The organism is Sedimentitalea sp. (genome assembly GCF_039973035.1).
Taxonomy (GTDB): Bacteria; Pseudomonadota; Alphaproteobacteria; order Rhodobacterales; family Rhodobacteraceae; genus Sedimentitalea.
This window is the reverse complement of the sequence record NZ_JBDWLR010000088.1, coordinates 89,199-105,694: the sequence shown is the minus strand read 5'-3', so window position 1 is coordinate 105,694 and position 16,496 is coordinate 89,199. Positions and strand designations below refer to the sequence as shown.

Here is a 16,496-nt window from a genome sequence, read left to right as displayed (position 1 = left end):
AGCCGATGGAGTTCATCACCAAGATCCAGACAATGCTCACCGACTCGCTCGGTGATTTTGGCCCGGTGATCGTGATCGGAGTACTTGGGCTGTTCATGGTGCTGCTGGCGATACCGCTCATCCTGAACCAACCCGAAGACCCGCTGAAAAAGCTCAAACGCGCCAATAGACCTGAAAAACGCAGCACACCGCAAAAAGAGCGGCTGCGGCAACGTGGACGAAATGTCCAGCTCGACAAATTCGCGACCTTCCTTGAACCCAAGAACCAGGCAGAACTGTCGGCCGTCCAGTTGAAATTGCGTCAGGCCGGGTATCAATCCAAGGACGCCGTGCGCATCTATCACTTTGCGCAGTTTGCACTGGGTATTCTTGGGCTTATCGCGGGAACCGCCTATGTGATCCTGTTGACGTCTCAGGGTCGGGTCGTGGAAAACCAGCAGATGATCCTATATGTGCTCGGGCCGGGCGGTGCAGGGTATCTGCTCCCGAAATACTGGGTTACACGGCGTGTGCAGACCCGCAAAGAGGCAATTGAACGTGCCTTTCCGGATGCGCTCGACATGATGCTCGTCTGTGTCGAAGCGGGTCAATCTCTGGACCAGTCGATCGTCCGCGTGGCCGCAGAGTTGCACGCCTCTTACCCGGAACTCGCCGAAGAGTTCGAGATTGTCGCGTATGAAATGAAGGCTGGTAAGGAAAAATCGGCGGTCCTGCGGGATCTGGGCACGCGCTGCGGCGTTCAGGACGTGTCGTCCTTTGTCACGGTGCTGATCCAGTCCGCGGCTTTCGGTACGTCGATTGCCGAAGCATTGCGTGTCTACGCCAGCGAAATGCGCGACAAGCGCATTATGCGCGCCGAAGAGGCCGCAAACAAATTGCCTACCAAAATGACGCTTGCGACTATGGCTCTCACCGTGCCGCCGCTGTTGATCATCCTTGTCGGTCCATCGGCACAAGGCATTGCCAACCTGGGCAACATGAGCAAATAGCGCATGACATCACAGCGTTCGACGCGCGTCAAAACGACCGGCAAGTTGGCGCTGGCCCTCTCTATGGTTGCGCTCATGGCGGCCTGCGACGCGCTCAGCCCAACTGAGACGACGGATGGCGTCTATGCACCCGGCGTTGATCTGCGCAAGGATGCGGCAGATGGACTTGAAGTTGGCAACCGCCTGTTGGCGGCGTCGGAATACGAACTGGCGCTGGATGCCTTTACACGCGCCGCGCTCGATCAGGGGCTGACCCCCGAAATCCTGACGGGCATGGGAACAGCAAACCTTGGCCTTGGCCGACTTGGTCAGTCCGAAGAGTTGCTGCGCCGGGCCGTCGAGGCAGCACCGGACTGGCCCGAAGCGTGGAACAATCTTGGTGTCGTGCTGCTCGAACAAGGCGAGTTCGGAGAAGCGGAGCAGATTTTCCGAAAAGCTTACGCGCTGGACAATGGCGAAAGTGACTCAATCCGCGACAATTTGCGCTTAGCGCTCGCAAAATCGGAAAACATCGGTCATAGTGACGAGCAAAACCAAGAATATAAAGTGGTGCGGCGGGGCAGCAGCGACTACCTGATCCGCAAGACACCATGATCGAGGCAAGAGAGCAGTAAAGGACGCAAACAATGCGCCACTTCACCGTGATTCCGGTCGCACTTGTCGGGTGTCTGGCCCTATCGGCCTGTGCCAAAAAGCCGGACGAGACCGTCGAACGTGCCTTTCAAGAGGTCAATGTCGTCGATGAAAATGACCTGAATGATGTCATGCTGACGGTTGCCGACCCCAATGAGGCGGTCAGCTACTTTACCCGCAGTACCAAGCAACATCCCAACAGGATCGATCTGCAACGTGGCCTCGCGCTGTCACTGATCCGCGCCAAACGCAACGTCGAAGGTGTGGCCGCCTGGAAAAAGGTTGTCGGCATGAGCGGCACCAACTCCGAGGACAAGGTTGCCCTTGCCGATGCGCAGATCCGCGTAGGTGAATGGACGGCGGCGGAAAAGACGCTGGACAGCGTTCCTCCGACTTACGAGACCTTCAAACGCTATCGCCTCGAAGGCATGGTCGCTGACGCCAACAAGGAATGGACCAAGGCAGACAGCTACTATGAAACGGCACTTGGCCTCACGACCAAGCCTGCGGGTGTCATGAACAACTGGGGGTATTCCAAGCTGTCGCGCGGCGATTTCTCGGGAGCTGAACGCCTGTTTGGCCAAGCGATCCGCCAAGACCCCAGCCTGTTTACCGCGAAGAACAATCTGGTTCTGGCCCGTGGGGCGCAACGCAACTATTCGCTCCCCGTCATACCGATGGATCAGGTCGAAAGGGCGGAACTGCTGCACACAATGGCGCTGACCGCGATCAAACAGGGCGACGTCCAGACCGGCGAAGCCTTGTTGCGCGAGGCAATCGATACCCACCCGCAGCATTTTGAAGAAGCCTCGCGATCCTTGCGTGCCATCGAAAACGGCTAGATCCGATGTCAACCTCAGCAGAAGCTGCATTCTGGTTCCTGCCCTTCGTCCTGCCGATATGCTTTTACGTGGCGCTCACTGATCTCAGGGACATGCGCATCACCAATCAGGCGGTTTTGCTGTTGGCGGCGGTCTTTCTGATTGTTGGTCTTTTTGTCATGCCGCTGTCGACATATGGCACACGTCTGCTGCAACTCGGTATGGTGCTGATCATCGGGATCGTACTGAACGCGGCGGGTGCGGTCGGCGCAGGCGACGCCAAATTCGCGGCAGCGGCGGCACCCTTTGTCGCCATCGGAGATTTGCGTCTGTTGATTGCAATCTTTGCCGCCAACCTACTGGCGGCCTTTGCAACACATCGGTTTGTCAAATACACGCCGCTGCGCCGGGTCGCCCCTGACTGGAAGAGCTGGGATGTCGGTTGGAAATTCCCCATGGGCCTGTCGTTGGGCGGAACATTGGCCATTTACCTGATACTTGGCTCGATGCTCGGTGCCTGACGCGCAAAGCCGCGTCTCGGCAAGCCACGACACGCATTCAAACAACCGCCCAATTCCTGCCAAAAACAATCGCTAGTCGTTGCATCGGGTATCAAATTCAACCGCAGCACAGGCAGACCAGATGAACATGCAGGCAACCGCCGTCAGCGCGCCCCCCAGCCCAACGACCATCGACGACATGCGGCTGCCTCTGGTGATGATGCGTGACATCCTGCTCAAGACCGTTTTCCGCAAGAACGTGGAAACGGTGTCAGAGATTGCCGCAGCGATTTGCCTTCCGATGCAAACCACGCAGGAGCTTGTCGATCTGGCGCGCGAGCAGCGGTTGCTTGAGGCGACAGGTACGTTGAACGCCAACAGCGGCAACGAAATGGGCTATCAGCTCACCGATGCCGGGAAATCGCGTGCGCTGGATGCGTTGTCGCAGTCTGAATATTTTGGGGCGATGCCCGTTCCGCTTGATGTCTACCGCGAGCAAGTCAAACGCCAATCAATCCGGAATATCCAGATCACCCGCGATCAGCTGACCGATGCAATGGGGCATCTCATTCTGCCCGATACTCTGCTTGACCATCTTGGTCCAGCCGTCAGCGCCGGACGCTCGATCCTGATGTACGGGCCACCCGGCAACGGCAAATCCTCGATCTCCAACGGCATCCGCGACGCGCTTGGCGACAGGATTTATGTCCCGCGCGCCATCGAATATTCCGGTCAGGTCATCACCGTCTACGATCCGATCGTGCACAGCGCTGTCCACGAGGCCAAGGATGATCCCAACGCCCTGCGCCGGACCAAGCGGTTTGACACACGCTATGTCTGCTGCGAGCGCCCTACGGTGGTCACAGGCGGCGAATTATCCCTAAAGATGCTCGATCTCGTCTATAATCCAACGGCCCGCACCTATCAGGCACCGCTCCAGTTGAAATCAACCGGTGGCATTTTCATTGTTGACGACCTTGGGCGGCAGGAAGAACCCCCGCAGGCGCTGATCAACCGCTGGATCGTGCCGCTTGAGGAAAGCAAGGATATCCTGGGGCTGCAATCTGGTGAAAAGTTCGAAGTACCGTTCGACACGCTTGTGATCTTTTCCACCAACTTTCACCCGAACAAGATTTTCGATCAGGCGGCGCTCCGCCGGATATTCTTCAAGATCAAGATCGACGGGCCAAGTCAGGAGAACTTTCTGAAAATCTTTGCCCTCGTCGCGCGCAAGAAGGGCGTACCGCTTGACGAAGCAACGCTGGTGCATCTTCTCAAGGTGAAATATCCGACGATCAACAATGTCTACGCGAACTATCAGCCCGTGTTCCTGATCGAGCAAATGATCGCGATCTGTGAATTCGAAGGCATCCCCTATCAGATGAGTCCCGCGTTGATTGATCGGGCATGGGCCAACATGTTCGTGAAGGACGAAAAGATCGTCAACTAGGGTATTTCGACTTAAGCCTGAGTCATCTATCGCCGTCTAAACGTACAATTTTCGATGTGTTAGACGATAGGCAGTATTCCGGATTAAAGTCGAAACGCCATAAGGCAAACGCGCAGGCATCGGAAACTGCGGGCTGGCCCCCGCCCCGCACGGCGCTAAACTGCGCGGCATGACTCTTCCACCACAGCTTCAGAATTGGTTCGACGGCAAAGGCTGGTCCCCGCACCCGCATCAGATGGCGATGCTGGCGCGGGCGAACGAGCCTGCCACATTACTGATTGCTCCGACCGGCGGCGGCAAGACTCTTGCAGGCTTTCTGCCTACACTTGCAGACCTCGCCCGGTCGTCGCATGAGGGGCTTCACACGCTCTACATCAGCCCGCTCAAAGCACTGGCAGCGGACATTAAGCGCAATCTGCGCACCCCGGTTGACGAGATCGGTCTGGACATTCGGATCGAAGACCGGACCGGCGACACCTCGGCCACGCAGAAAAAACGCCAGCGCGCAGAACCGCCCCATATCCTGCTGACCACCCCCGAGAGCCTTGCGTTGCTGATTTCCTACGAAGACGCACCGCACATATTCAAGGGTCTGAAACGGGTCGTGGTCGATGAAATCCACGCGCTTTCAGAAAGCAAACGGGGCGATCAGCTGATGCTTGCGCTTGCGCGCATCAATGCGCTTTGCCCGGGCCTGCGCCGCGTAGGTCTGTCCGCCACGGTCGAAGATCCCGCCGCCATCGCAAACCTGCTGGCCCGTCATCCGGACAGCTGTGACATCCTTGTTGCCGATCCCGGCCCCGCACCTGACATCGCCATGCTCAAAACCGCCGAACAGCCGCCATGGGCGGGTGGTGGGGCCGCCTATGCCATCCCTGCAGTCATGGAACAGGTCAAACGCCACAACACCACGCTGATCTTTCACAACACTCGTGCGCAAGCGGAAATTTTCTTTCATAATCTGTGGCTCGCCAACCCTGACAGCCTGCCCATCGGCATCCATCACGGCAGCCTTGACCGGCAGCAGCGCGAACGGGTCGAGGCGGCAATGGTACGCGGTGAGTTGCGGGCCATCGTCTGCACCGGCAGCCTTGATCTTGGCATCGACTGGGGAGATGTGGATCTGGTGATCCAGATCGGAGCGCCGAAAAACGTCAAACGGCTGGTGCAGCGGATTGGCCGCGCCAACCACCAGTACAACGCCCCATCCAAAGCCTTGCTTGTGCCAGCCAACCGGTTCGAAGTTGTAGAGTGCATTGCCGCGCTACAAGCGGTGCAAGAAGGCGATCTGGACGGCGAACCACGCGGTCCCGGGCCGCTGGATGTACTCTGTCAGCATATTCTGATCACCGCCTGCTCGGGGCCGTTCGATGCAGACGCGCTATTTGCCGAAGTCACAAGCGCGGGTGCCTACGCTGATCTTTCACGTACCCAGTTTGACCGGTGTCTCGATTTCGCGGCCACCGGCGGATATGCCCTGCGCGCCTATGACAAATGGCAACGGCTGCAACAACGCCCGGATGGGTGGTGGAAACTGCGCGATCCCCGTGCCAGCCGCGACATTCGCATGAACATCGGCACGATACAGGACACCGATACGCTCAAGGTCCGACTCAGACGCAACCGGGGCGGCAAACCGCTGGGCGAGGTCGAGGAGGCCTTTGCCGCCAGTCTGACAGCAGGCGACACATTTCTCATAGGCGGGCAGATCGTTCGCTTTGAAGGCCTGCGCGAGATGACCGTCGAAGTCAGCCGCAATGCCGCGCGCAAACCGCGGGTCGCCACATTCTCCGGCACCAAATTTGCCACCTCGACACAGTTAAGCGCACGGATCTTAGAGATTTTCAAGCAATCAAGCTGGCCCGAATTGCCACCGCACACTGCGGACTGGTTGGCGCTGCAACGCCAGAACAGCCGACTGCCCGAGCCCGGTCGGCTGCTGATCGAGAGTTTTCCGCATGACGGGCGCGAACACTGCTGCGTCTATGGCTTTGCCGGGCGCAACGCACAGCAAACATTGGGTTTGCTTCTGACCAAACAGATGGAGGAAACCGGCCTGCACCCGCTAGGCTTTGTCGCCACAGACTATGCCACGTTGATTTGGGGTCTGGAACCGCTGCTCGACCCCGCCCCGCTGTTTAACCGATCCACGCTGCGCAATGGCCTGGCAAACTGGCTGGCGGGCAATGCCGTGATGAAGCGGACCTTTCGTGCCAGTGCGACAATCGCGGGATTGATCCAACGCAATACTCCGCGGGCCCGCAAGACCGGTCGGCAGGCCACGTTCTCGTCTGATATCCTCTATGACACTTTGCAGAAATATGACCCAAATCACCTAATCCTCGACATTACCCGGACCGAAGCACAACGCGGCCTGGTCGATTTCGCACGGATTGAAGACCTGTTGGACCGTGTCGGTGGTCGGTTGGATCTGTTGCGGGTTGACCGGGTTACACCCCTCGCCGCTCCTCTACTGCTTGAGGTGGGCAAAGTGCCGATCAAAGGCGCTGCCGAGGAACGTCTTTTGGCGGAGGAAACACAGCGCCTGATGCAGGATGCTGGCCTTTCTGCTATATGAGTAATCCGACTTGTCCATGCCTCTACATTCGCTAGACAGCGGGATATGAACGGGCACCCATTTACCTTCTCCGGCGTCAATCTGATTGCCATGGGCTCAGGCGCGCTCTGGTGGCCGGACCATCGGGTGCTGTGCGTATCAGACCTACATTTGGGAAAGTCCGAACGTATTGCACGGCGCGGCGGGGGGGCGCTGCCACCCTATGAGACCCGCGACACGCTCGACCGTCTTGCAGATGATCTTGAGCACTGCGACGCAGAAACCGTGGTTTGCCTTGGTGACAGCTTTGATGACCTTGGCGCAGCACTCGCCCTGCCCGAAGATGAACGCCTGTGGATCACCCGCCTGCAAGCCGGTCGCAAATGGATCTGGATCGAAGGCAACCACGACCCCGGCCCGCTGGAACTGGGTGGCAGCCATATGGCCGAATTGACCCTTTCGCCCCTTACCTTCCGACACATCGCCTGTCCAACGACGCGGGCCGAGGTGTCTGGACACTATCATCCAAAGGTCCAACTACGCCTGCGCGGGCGCACGGTATCGCGCCCGGCCTTTCTTGTAGATCGCAAGCGCGTAATCCTGCCTGCGTATGGAACCTATACAGGTGGCCTGCGCAGCACCGCGCCTGCTCTGCTTGATCTGATGCAGCCGCAGGCCATTGCCTTTGTAACCGGCGATCCTGTCCACGCTGTGCCGATGCCACGAAGCGCCTGAGCTACCGGTTGCTGATCACACCGGCCTCCTCAAGCATAGGCTTGTATTTGCGGCTGACCGGTATCTGATCTCCATTCGTCAATGTAAGGAACGTCTTTCCGGCCTCGCGCCCGGTTCCGGAAATGGCGTCTTGCGCGACCCAATGCGAACGATGGGTGGTATAGCCCTCGACGGTATCCATCTCGTCTATGGCATCGGCAAAGCGCATGCGAATGGTCTCGATGCTGGATGCCGATATCACATCAACAAAGTGATCACGCACTGAAATGCGCAGGATCGGCCCCTGAAACTCAGGCGACAGTCTCCGGGTCAATCGCGGGCCTTCTGGTTGATCAGGAGTCTTTTCGCCAAAATAGCCGACGGGTTCAAAACCTGGAAAAATGCGCCTCAGCATACAAACGCTAAGTGTGATCGCCGCAACGTAATAGCTCATTCTCAGAATGGGCGGGCCAAGTGACGGATCCTGGAACGCGAGCTGACCGGTCAGGAACCAGAGCGGGGGCGTAAAGAACACAACCGTCAGGGCAATCATCAAGAGGTCCTGAAGAATCGGTTTGGTCCGCGGAACGTATCTGCGTGACACTCGGCGAGACGCGCTGCCTATCACAATCGATGCTGCAGAGACACTTGACCAATAGAGCATCCGATGCAGAAACGAATGGGCCTCATAGGTACCGAACGGCCCCATTGTCGCGCCAAGGAAAGATACAAGTAACAGTACCAAGAGATTGAACCGCTTGGTCAGCGGCATGAACAACTCTTTGAAAACCCTATTCATTTAGCAAACTGATATATTCTTAGGAAGTTAATCACTAAAGCCGTTTCTAAAAATACTAAACCGGAAAGTCAGGGGGAAAATCACACGACTTTCCCCCAAGGATAAAACAGAAGTTGAGCTTATTCAGTCGCTAAACCAAGCGCAAACCGATGACGGCCATCTTAACGAACTTGTGTGCGAAATCCCGCTGCAGTCTCGGATCAAACGTCAGAGTGATGATTCGCTTGCCTGCTGTGCTCGCAAGGGACGCCTTAATTTTGCGATCAGGGGCGCCAAGGCTTTTGCGTCGGTACAAACAGGCGCAGGCGGTCTCCGACTGACAGTTCCCCGGGATGTTCGACCCATGCAGTGACACCCCGACGACCCTCTGCTGCGGGCTTGAACGCTTTGCCAAATCCCGGATGGTCGCGCTCTATCTCCTTGGCGGGCCAGATACAGGGCAGGTTTTCCATGTCAATCGTCAGGGTCAATCCGTTTGGCCCCTGTAACCGTGAGGATGGCGGCACGTGGCTGAGATCAGGAATGCCCCGGACCACGACCGATGCGCCAAGCCATGCAGGGTCGAGTGATTCCAGCCCCATGTCGGCTGCGATTCCATCAAGGTCTTCCTGCGCCAGAAGCGACACCTGACGCACGTTCCTGATTTCGGTCCCCTTGGCATAAAGCATCGTCACCCGAACACAGGAGGCGCGGGTTTCGCCATAGTGGTGTTCACCTCGCGCGCCGCCCATGTCGAACTCCAGCCGATCCTGCGGAATGGCATTGATGCGATCCTCGGCGATGCCTGCGGGCACGATTCCCAGCCAGGTCACTTCGGCTTCATAGGGTGCCAATGTCATTGTGCTCACGTGAAGGTCCTCCGAGCGAATTCGCCGAACTTGCCAAAATGCCAGCAGCAAAACAAGGTGCCGTGCCCCAAACGAAAAACACCCGGAGACCGATCAGGCATCCGGGTGCAATAGTGGCTCGTCACACTGTCATTCAGGCGGACGGCTCAGGCTCCAACCCACCTTCGGGCGGCGTCTTCTTTGGTTTTGTCTTGGGGATTGCCGTGACGCTCGGCGCGTTGCCCTCATCCGGCGTGTCATCCTCATCGTCATCCGCATGTGGCGGATCGCCGGCCATGACGCGTTTGATCTCGTCGCCGGTCAGCGTCTCATATTCAAGCAGCCCTTGCGCCAGCCGCTCCCATTCTTCGTTCTTTTCCTCAAGGATGGAATAGGCGCGCGCATAGGCGTTCTCGATAAAGGTTTTGACCTCTTCTTCGATCAATTCCTTGGTGTGGGCCGAGACCGAAAAGCCGGGAGTCTGGCCGGAATACCCTTCATGCGCTTCGGCATAATCGATGTTACCGACCTTGTCCGACATGCCCCACCGCAAAACCATCGCACGGGCCAGCGCGCTGGCCTGCTGAATGTCACCCGCAGGTCCGTTGGACACGTTGCCCTCGCCCCATTTGAGGATCTCCGCAGCCTTCCCGGCCATGGTCATCGCGAGTTTCTGTTCGCATTCGGATTTGTGCCAGTTCAACCTGTCAATTTCCGGCAGGCTCACCACCATGCCCAAAGCACCTCCACGCGGAATGATGGTGGCCTTGTAGACGGGATCACACTCGGGCAAGGCCATACCGACCACCGCGTGGCCCGCCTCGTGATACGAGGTTTTCTCTTTCTGCTCGGCCGTCAGTACCATTGACCGACGTTCGGCCCCCATCATCACCTTGTCTTTGGCGTTCTCGAAATCTTCCATCGTGACAAAGCGTCGTCCGACGCGCGCCGCCATCAGCGCCGCCTCGTTTACAAGGTTCGCCAGATCGGCACCCGAGAAGCCCGGCGTGCCGCGTGCAATGATCCGCAGGTCAACATCCGGCCCCAGAGGCGTCTTGCGCGCGTGGACGCCAAGAATCTTTTCGCGACCTTTGATGTCAGGATTGGCAACCGTGACCTGACGGTCGAAACGGCCCGGACGCAACAACGCGGGGTCAAGAACATCCTTACGGTTGGTGGCGGCCAGAATAATGACGCCTTCGTTGGCCTCAAACCCGTCCATCTCGACCAGCAACTGGTTCAACGTCTGTTCACGTTCGTCGTTGCCACCGCCATAGCCGGCACCACGGTGCCGTCCAACGGCGTCGATCTCGTCGATGAACACGATACAGGGCGCGTTCTTCTTGGCCTGTTCAAACATGTCACGGACACGGCTTGCACCGACACCAACGAACATTTCAACAAAGTCAGACCCGGAAATGGTGAAGAACGGTACACCAGCTTCGCCTGCAATGGCGCGGGCCAGCAACGTCTTACCGGTACCCGGAGGACCCACCAGCAATGCGCCTTTGGGAATCTTGCCACCCAACCGGCTGAATTTCTGCGGGTTGCGCAGGAATTCAACGATCTCTTCAAGTTCTTCCTTGGCCTCGTCGATGCCTGCGACGTCGTCAAAGGTCACACGACCATGCTTTTCGGTCAACATCTTGGCCTTGGACTTGCCAAACCCCATCGCACCGCCTTTTCCGCCGCCTTGCATCCGGTTCATGAAATAGACCCAGACACCGATCAGCAGAAGGAAGGGCAACAGCGTCACGAGAAACGACTGAAAACCAGACTGCTGCTGTTTTTCTGCACGCACCGGGATGTTGTTCTCGATCAGCAGATCGGTGATTCCCGCATCTTCTGGCTTGATCGCGACATAGTCGCTGCCGTCTGCCCCGCGGAACCGGATTTGTTCGCCATCCAGCGTAACCTGGCTGACATCCCCCGATTCAACAGACGCAACGAACTGAGAATACGGGATTTCACGGCTTTGCATCGTGCCGCCGGAACCGCTGAACAGATTGAATAGCGCCAGGATCAATAGAAACAAGACGACCCAAAAGGCGATATTACGTGCATTTCCCAAGGAAACTCTCCTAATTTTTGGATCGGACAGGCTCGCGATCCGCTTCTGTATAAAATAGAGATGAAACGCCAAGGTTCAATGCGATATTAACGTCGCAAAGAACTCCTCTTCACCAGCGGCCAGTTGCGCGGTCCAGCCAGCCGTTTTGCCGGCGAGCGGCGCGGCAACCAATGTCTCGCCCTGCCAGACCGCAGGTGACGCAATCAGGGATGCAAGGGGCCGCCCTGTCGCGCGCCAATCCGGGCATTCATTCAGCCCCTCCTGACCGAGAGCACGCACCTCCAGACCGACTGCGTCAGGGCCGATCAATTGCCACCGCTCATCCCAGAAAGAATCGATGGAACAGCGTGTTGATTGAATCGCGTTGTATTCACGGCAGACCCATACGCGGTTGTCGTGACGCAGAACGTTACACCCCCCCAGCGTGCTAGAGCGCCCGGCACGAATACTGTCGAGTGTGAGGCTCACCGGTATTCTGCGTGGCCCCCGAACCGTGCCTCCGACCCATGCGATGGATCGCACCAGCAGTCTGCGCGCGGTTTCACCGGGCAAGGCCCGAAACTTGCGCAGATTAAAGAGAACATCGCCGCCGTTCACGACCGCAAGCTCCCGTGCCGCGAGAAAAGTGTACCAATCCAGCGCCTCGCGCGCCTGATCCATATTGGCGGCGACGTCAGACAGCACCTTCGCCGTGATCCCCAACGGGGCCAGCAGCTTGAGCGCTTCGCGTGTCCTGACCCGCTCAAAGGCGGTATTCTGGTTCGACGGGTCCTCGCTCCAGCGGACATCCTGATGTTTCAGATAGTCGCGCAACTCCTGACGTGACAACCCCAGCAACGGACGAATGAGGGTAATGCCAAAGAGCGTGCGGTTGAGCGGCATCGCCGCCAGCCCATCGACGCCTGAAGAACGGGCCAGCCGCATCAGCATCGTTTCCGCCTGATCATCCGCAGTATGGCCGACCGCGAACATCGCGATATCCTGGGTTTTCGCCCACTCACTTATCAGCTGATAGCGCGCCTCGCGTGCACGTTCTTGCAGGTTGCCGACCCCATCCCATGACGTCCAGCGCAAGGTGGTATGAGGGACCATCAGTTCGGCACAAAGCGCCTGAACCTGCATCGCCTCGGCCTGCGCCTCGGGTCGCAGACCATGATCGACCGTTACCGCGTACAGTTCGACTGATCCCGGCTCAAAACACCGCGAAAGGATGTGCAGGAGTGCGACTGAATCACCGCCACCGGATACGGCGACACCAAGCCGGGCGGGCGGTGCGCTCCCAAAGGCACCTCTGACCCGCGCCAGAATATCGGCGTCGGCCTTGTTCAAGAGCAGCCCAGGTTCGCCATTTCCTGTTGCGCCGAAGCGACCATCTCTGAGGATGGAAACCGGACCGCGACCTCTGCAAGCGTCAGACAGGCCTGGCTGGTTTGTCCCAATTGCCCTAAGGCCGCACCCAGTTCATAGAGCGCAGCAGGGGCATCCGGCCCTACGCCATCTGCGGAAAAGCTCGCCAGATAGGCCCGGGCCGCCTCGCGCGTATCGCCGGATGCGGCCAAGGCGCGCCCGCGATTCAGATCGGCTTTGGCTGCGAGCGGACTGCCCGGATAGGATTGGTTGAATTGTGCGAACAGTTCAGCCGCACGGGCGTTGTCACCGTCTTGTTGCGCCTGCATGGCGGCCTGAAAATCTGCCTCTTCACCAACGGCCAATTCGCCATTTGAACTTGGTGTCGTATTGTTGTGTACAGGCGCAGCCGGGCTTGGAGAAGCAACACCGCCGCCCAGCGTTGTGGTCTCGCCGAGCTGGCCGACATCACCGCCTTCCAGTTCGACAAGGCGAAATTCCAAATCACCGATCCGGTTGGTTCCGTCCGACACGACGCGGTTGACCCGGTTCTCCAGCTCTTCGGTCTTGGACGTGAGGCGCTGTAACTCGGTCTCCATGGCTGTTACGCGATCCAGAACGCTGTCTCCGGTCACATCCACAGATGGCCCGCCTGTCGTTGAAAGTTCGCGCTTGAGCTTTTGAACCTCGACAAAAAGCACCGTCAGTTCCTGCCGCACGTCGGCAAGTGTCTGCTGATCCTGCGCCACTGCCGTCATGGGCAACGCCGCAGAGATCAGCGCGACCGTTACACCAACTCTCAGAACTCGCATCATACGCATCTGCCCTGCCTTACCCGGTCAAACCGCCTGCGAGAACGGTGACAGCGCGCCGATTCCGCGCATAGCAGCTTTCCTCGCTACAGATCTCGATCGGGCGTTCCTTGCCATAGGTCACAGTCTTGAGGCGATTCCCCGCCACTCCGCGCGAAACGAGATACTCGCGCACGGCATTTGCCCTCCGCGCGCCGAGCGCGAGGTTGTATTCACGGGTTCCCTTTTCGTCCGCGTGGCCTTCGATAACCGCAGAGTAATCCGCATTTGTCGTCAACCAGTTAGCCTGCGCATTCAGCGTAACCTGCCCCTCGGCCGATATGGTCGACTGGTCCACAGCGAACAACACCCGGTCACCGACCGCCTGTTGGAAATAGGCGACGGACGTCGGGTCTGACGCCGATCCGGCCGCACCTATTCCGCCGCTGCCTGCACCGCCCGCACCGCCACCCAGTTGTGATGGATCACTACACGCTGCAACAGCCAGCAGCGCGCCGACCGTCAGAAACTTTTTCAGAAAACTCATGCCCGATGCCTCACCATCTTATTTTGTCAGCACTTTCTATCACAGCTCGATTCCGTTGTGAACGCGCGACGATACATGCCTAGTTCTGCAACGGCGACCAGGATGGATCAGATCCTCCATCCGGCGTACGCACCGGCCGCAGATTACGACCGGAGATGTCGACCGAATACAGTGATGACCTTCCCGACGCCCCCTGCGTTTCGCGGGCGAACATGATCACACGACCATTGGGGGCCCATGTCGGTCCTTCGTCCAGAAACGAAGCGGTAAGCAGGCGTTCTTCGCTGCCATCCACCCGCATGACCCCAATATGAAACCGACCGTTGTTTTGCTTGGTAAAGGCAATCAGATCGCCACGCGGCGACCAGACCGGCGTGCCGTATCGTCCCTGACCAAAGCTGATGCGGCGCGCTTCGCCTCCGCTTGCCGGCATGACATAAAGCTGCTGGTTCCCCGATCGGTCGCTTTCGAACACGATCTGCGAGCCATCGGGCGAAAAGCTGGGGGCCGTTTCGATGGATGGTGCGCTGGTCAGGCGGGTTCGATTTCCGCTTGCAAGATCAAGGGCATAGAGATCGGAGTTGCCGCCCTGCTCGAGCGAGAACACAACTGTCCGGCCATCCGGCGCAAAGCGCGGTGCAAAGCTCATCGTGCCTTCGGATTGTTCAAGCACACGCTGCTGAACCTTGCCGACATCCAGAACGTGGATATGCGGAAAACCACTTTCATAACTGGTATAAAGCACCTGATCGCCATTGGGCGAAAACCGAGGGGCCAGGACGATCGATGAACTGTCGGTCAGATATTGAACGTTGGCCCCGTCATAATCCATGATCGCAAGGCGTTTGCGCCGGTCGTCCTTTGGCCCTGTTTCCGAGACAAAAACCACTCGGCTGTCAAAATACCCGCCCTCGCCGGTGATTCGGCTGTAAACCTGATCCGCCACCTTGTGCGCCATGCGCCGCCAGCCTTCGGTCGAGCCGACGAATTGCAGACCGCTCCCAAGTTCGGCTCCCGAAAACACGTCCCAGACCCGAAAGCGCACTGTCAGCCGGTCACCGGACACCGAAACGGCTCCGGTAATCAGAGCCTGCGCATTGATCGCCTTCCAGTCGGCATATTGGATTGGGGCAGAAAAATCGGTGACTTTCCCGATGTGCGCGTCCGCAGTGATTTCCCGGAACAAACCGGTGCCGATCAGATCGGCCGCAACAACCTGCGTCAGCTGCGCTGCCTGTGCCGAGGCCTCGGGTGTGTCAGGTACAAAACCGGGCACCGCAAAGGGTAATGGTTCGATGACACCTTCGGTGATCTCGATCCGCAACGGCCCGTCTTGCGCCATCACGGGCGCCGAGAATAGCGTTGCACCAAGCAGGAGGCTCGCCAGAAATCTCTTCATTTGATCCGCATCCTTTCGGGATTGAATGTCATCTCAATATCACGCCACTGGGCATATTTGTCTGCAGGCAGGTCATAACCGTTTTTCTGACAACGCAGGATGGCCCGGCGTGCGGCCTGATATGCTGTCTGCACGGATTGATCGGTGCCCCCTTCGGACCCGACGAGCCGAACGCTGTTGCCGACGACCTTACCAGACTGGTCCAGCGACATCGCCACGGTCACCACAACCTGCGAGGACCTGCCACCTACATCAACATTCCAACATTGCGACACGGCCACACGCAGCGCATCCTTTTCACCGGCGGACAAGGGCGGACCAACGGGCGCATCAGGTTCTGTCGCTGGTCCGGCCAACGCCTCTGCCAGCGCGGCATCCACAGCGCTAGAGGTAGATGACTCTGTTTCGGTCTCTGTCTCTGTCTCTGTTTCCTGCACCGGCTCGGCGACCGGTGTCGGGGCTGGCGGCGTCGGGCGCGTTCTGGGCGGACGCGGCGAACGCAGGGGCGCGAGGCGCGCAGTCTCGACAGCCTCGGTAACGATCCGATCGGTGGCCTGCTCGGGCGCAGTGGCGTCCTGCACCTCCTGCGGGGTTTCGGCACCTTCATCGGGGGTGACTTCGACCTGCTCGACAACATCGGGTTTGGCGTCTTCCGGTGGCGTAATAACCGGCTCGGGCGCGACCCTGTCTATGTCCGGCGTGGCCGGAGGTTCCGGCACAACGGCAACGTCCGGTTCTGCCGGCTCCGGGGTTGGCTCAGGCTGCACCTGTATAGGCTCGGGTTCGGGTTCAGGTCGTGCCACCGGTTTTGGCGTTTCGGTCAGAGGTTCCGGTGGCTCGGGTTCTGCTGGTGCTGTCGGCTCTTCGGCGATCACTGGTGGCTGGACGGGTGCTGAAAGCGCAGCAAACTCCTCGGATGAAATCACCGAGACCTCGTGCACCTCAAACGGCAAGGGTTCGCTGCGAAACGCACCGCCAAAGATGGCGACCGTAATCAGTCCCAGGTGGGCAATGCCCGAAATCTTGGTGCCGGTCTGCAATCCGCCACCTC

At 58.7% G+C, this 16,496-nt stretch carries 15 protein-coding genes; 7 read left to right on the top strand and 8 right to left on the bottom strand.

Features of this window, described 5'->3' with window-relative positions; genetic code table 11:
• The first annotated feature begins 5 nt into the window (after positions 1-5).
• From ABJO75_RS22685 to pdeM, 7 genes are all read left to right on the top strand, one after another.
• The gene (locus ABJO75_RS22685) at positions 6-989 is read left to right on the top strand and encodes a type II secretion system F family protein (protein ID WP_348126201.1); all 984 of its coding nucleotides are present in this window, start codon (positions 6-8) and stop codon (positions 987-989) included.
• A gap of 3 nt (positions 990-992) precedes the next feature.
• Positions 993-1,583, top strand: coding sequence for a tetratricopeptide repeat protein (locus tag ABJO75_RS22680; protein WP_348126199.1), 591 nt, complete (start codon positions 993-995; stop codon positions 1,581-1,583).
• A 32-nt stretch (positions 1,584-1,615) separates the two neighbouring features.
• Entirely contained in the window at positions 1,616-2,464 is an 849-nt protein-coding gene (locus ABJO75_RS22675; protein ID WP_348126197.1) for a tetratricopeptide repeat protein, read from the top strand.
• 5 nt (positions 2,465-2,469) lie between these two features.
• The gene (locus ABJO75_RS22670) at positions 2,470-2,964 is read left to right on the top strand and encodes a prepilin peptidase (RefSeq protein ID WP_348126195.1); all 495 of its coding nucleotides are present in this window, start codon (positions 2,470-2,472) and stop codon (positions 2,962-2,964) included.
• Positions 2,965-3,085: 121 nt separating this feature from the next.
• A complete protein-coding gene (locus ABJO75_RS22665; protein ID WP_348126193.1) occupies positions 3,086-4,393 on the top strand; it encodes an ATPase in 1,308 nt (435 codons plus the stop codon).
• Positions 4,394-4,562: 169 nt separating this feature from the next.
• Positions 4,563-6,971, top strand: a complete 2,409-nt coding sequence (locus tag ABJO75_RS22660) for a ligase-associated DNA damage response DEXH box helicase (protein ID WP_348126191.1) — start codon at positions 4,563-4,565, stop codon at positions 6,969-6,971.
• Positions 6,972-7,016: 45 nt separating this feature from the next.
• A complete protein-coding gene (gene pdeM, locus ABJO75_RS22655) occupies positions 7,017-7,685 on the top strand; it encodes a ligase-associated DNA damage response endonuclease PdeM (RefSeq protein WP_348126189.1) in 669 nt (222 codons plus the stop codon).
• A gap of 1 nt (position 7,686) precedes the next feature.
• Here pdeM and ABJO75_RS22650 read toward each other — a convergent pair whose 3' ends face one another.
• The 8 genes from ABJO75_RS22650 to ABJO75_RS22615 form a co-directional block, all read right to left on the bottom strand.
• Complete coding sequence (locus ABJO75_RS22650; RefSeq protein WP_348126187.1) at positions 7,687-8,436, bottom strand: LytTR family DNA-binding domain-containing protein; 750 nt, start codon at positions 8,434-8,436, stop codon at positions 7,687-7,689.
• A 290-nt stretch (positions 8,437-8,726) separates the two neighbouring features.
• The gene (locus ABJO75_RS22645; protein ID WP_348126367.1) at positions 8,727-9,302 is read right to left on the bottom strand and encodes an MOSC domain-containing protein; all 576 of its coding nucleotides are present in this window, start codon (positions 9,300-9,302) and stop codon (positions 8,727-8,729) included.
• Positions 9,303-9,444: 142 nt separating this feature from the next.
• Positions 9,445-11,361, bottom strand: a complete 1,917-nt coding sequence (gene ftsH, locus ABJO75_RS22640) for an ATP-dependent zinc metalloprotease FtsH (RefSeq protein ID WP_348126185.1) — start codon at positions 11,359-11,361, stop codon at positions 9,445-9,447.
• Positions 11,362-11,436: 75 nt separating this feature from the next.
• Complete coding sequence (tilS, locus tag ABJO75_RS22635; RefSeq protein ID WP_348126183.1) at positions 11,437-12,690, bottom strand: tRNA lysidine(34) synthetase TilS; 1,254 nt, start codon at positions 12,688-12,690, stop codon at positions 11,437-11,439.
• Complete coding sequence (locus ABJO75_RS22630; RefSeq protein ID WP_348126366.1) at positions 12,687-13,520, bottom strand: tetratricopeptide repeat protein; 834 nt, start codon at positions 13,518-13,520, stop codon at positions 12,687-12,689. Before ABJO75_RS22630 ends, tilS begins: the two co-directional genes overlap by 4 nt.
• A 19-nt stretch (positions 13,521-13,539) precedes the next feature.
• Positions 13,540-14,046, bottom strand: coding sequence for a peptidoglycan-associated lipoprotein Pal (gene pal / locus ABJO75_RS22625; RefSeq protein ID WP_348126181.1), 507 nt, complete (start codon positions 14,044-14,046; stop codon positions 13,540-13,542).
• A 79-nt stretch (positions 14,047-14,125) separates the two neighbouring features.
• Positions 14,126-15,445, bottom strand: coding sequence for a Tol-Pal system beta propeller repeat protein TolB (tolB, locus tag ABJO75_RS22620; RefSeq protein WP_348126179.1), 1,320 nt, complete (start codon positions 15,443-15,445; stop codon positions 14,126-14,128).
• Positions 15,442-16,485 (bottom strand): energy transducer TonB, encoded by a 1,044-nt coding sequence (locus ABJO75_RS22615; RefSeq protein WP_348126177.1) that lies wholly within the window; start codon positions 16,483-16,485, stop codon positions 15,442-15,444. Before ABJO75_RS22615 ends, tolB begins: the two co-directional genes overlap by 4 nt.
• Positions 16,486-16,496 lie beyond the last annotated feature (11 nt).

What these genes read in the sequence shown, in the direction of transcription:
- tolB (WP_348126179.1), bottom strand. Translation starts at nt 15,445, where the DNA reads ATGAAGAGATTTCTGGCGAGCCTCCTGCTTGGTGCAACGCTATTCTCG.
- pdeM (WP_348126189.1), top strand. Translation starts at nt 7,017, where the DNA reads ATGAACGGGCACCCATTTACCTTCTCCGGCGTCAATCTGATTGCCATG.
- ABJO75_RS22680 (WP_348126199.1), top strand. Translation starts at nt 993, where the DNA reads ATGACATCACAGCGTTCGACGCGCGTCAAAACGACCGGCAAGTTGGCG.
- ABJO75_RS22685 (WP_348126201.1), top strand. Translation starts at nt 6, where the DNA reads ATGGAGTTCATCACCAAGATCCAGACAATGCTCACCGACTCGCTCGGT.
- ABJO75_RS22670 (WP_348126195.1), top strand. Translation starts at nt 2,470, where the DNA reads ATGTCAACCTCAGCAGAAGCTGCATTCTGGTTCCTGCCCTTCGTCCTG.
- ABJO75_RS22660 (WP_348126191.1), top strand. Translation starts at nt 4,563, where the DNA reads ATGACTCTTCCACCACAGCTTCAGAATTGGTTCGACGGCAAAGGCTGG.
- ABJO75_RS22650 (WP_348126187.1), bottom strand. Translation starts at nt 8,436, where the DNA reads ATGCCGCTGACCAAGCGGTTCAATCTCTTGGTACTGTTACTTGTATCT.
- ABJO75_RS22645 (WP_348126367.1), bottom strand. Translation starts at nt 9,302, where the DNA reads ATGACATTGGCACCCTATGAAGCCGAAGTGACCTGGCTGGGAATCGTG.
- ABJO75_RS22665 (WP_348126193.1), top strand. Translation starts at nt 3,086, where the DNA reads ATGAACATGCAGGCAACCGCCGTCAGCGCGCCCCCCAGCCCAACGACC.
- ABJO75_RS22675 (WP_348126197.1), top strand. Translation starts at nt 1,616, where the DNA reads ATGCGCCACTTCACCGTGATTCCGGTCGCACTTGTCGGGTGTCTGGCC.
- pal (WP_348126181.1), bottom strand. Translation starts at nt 14,046, where the DNA reads ATGAGTTTTCTGAAAAAGTTTCTGACGGTCGGCGCGCTGCTGGCTGTT.
- ABJO75_RS22630 (WP_348126366.1), bottom strand. Translation starts at nt 13,520, where the DNA reads ATGCGAGTTCTGAGAGTTGGTGTAACGGTCGCGCTGATCTCTGCGGCG.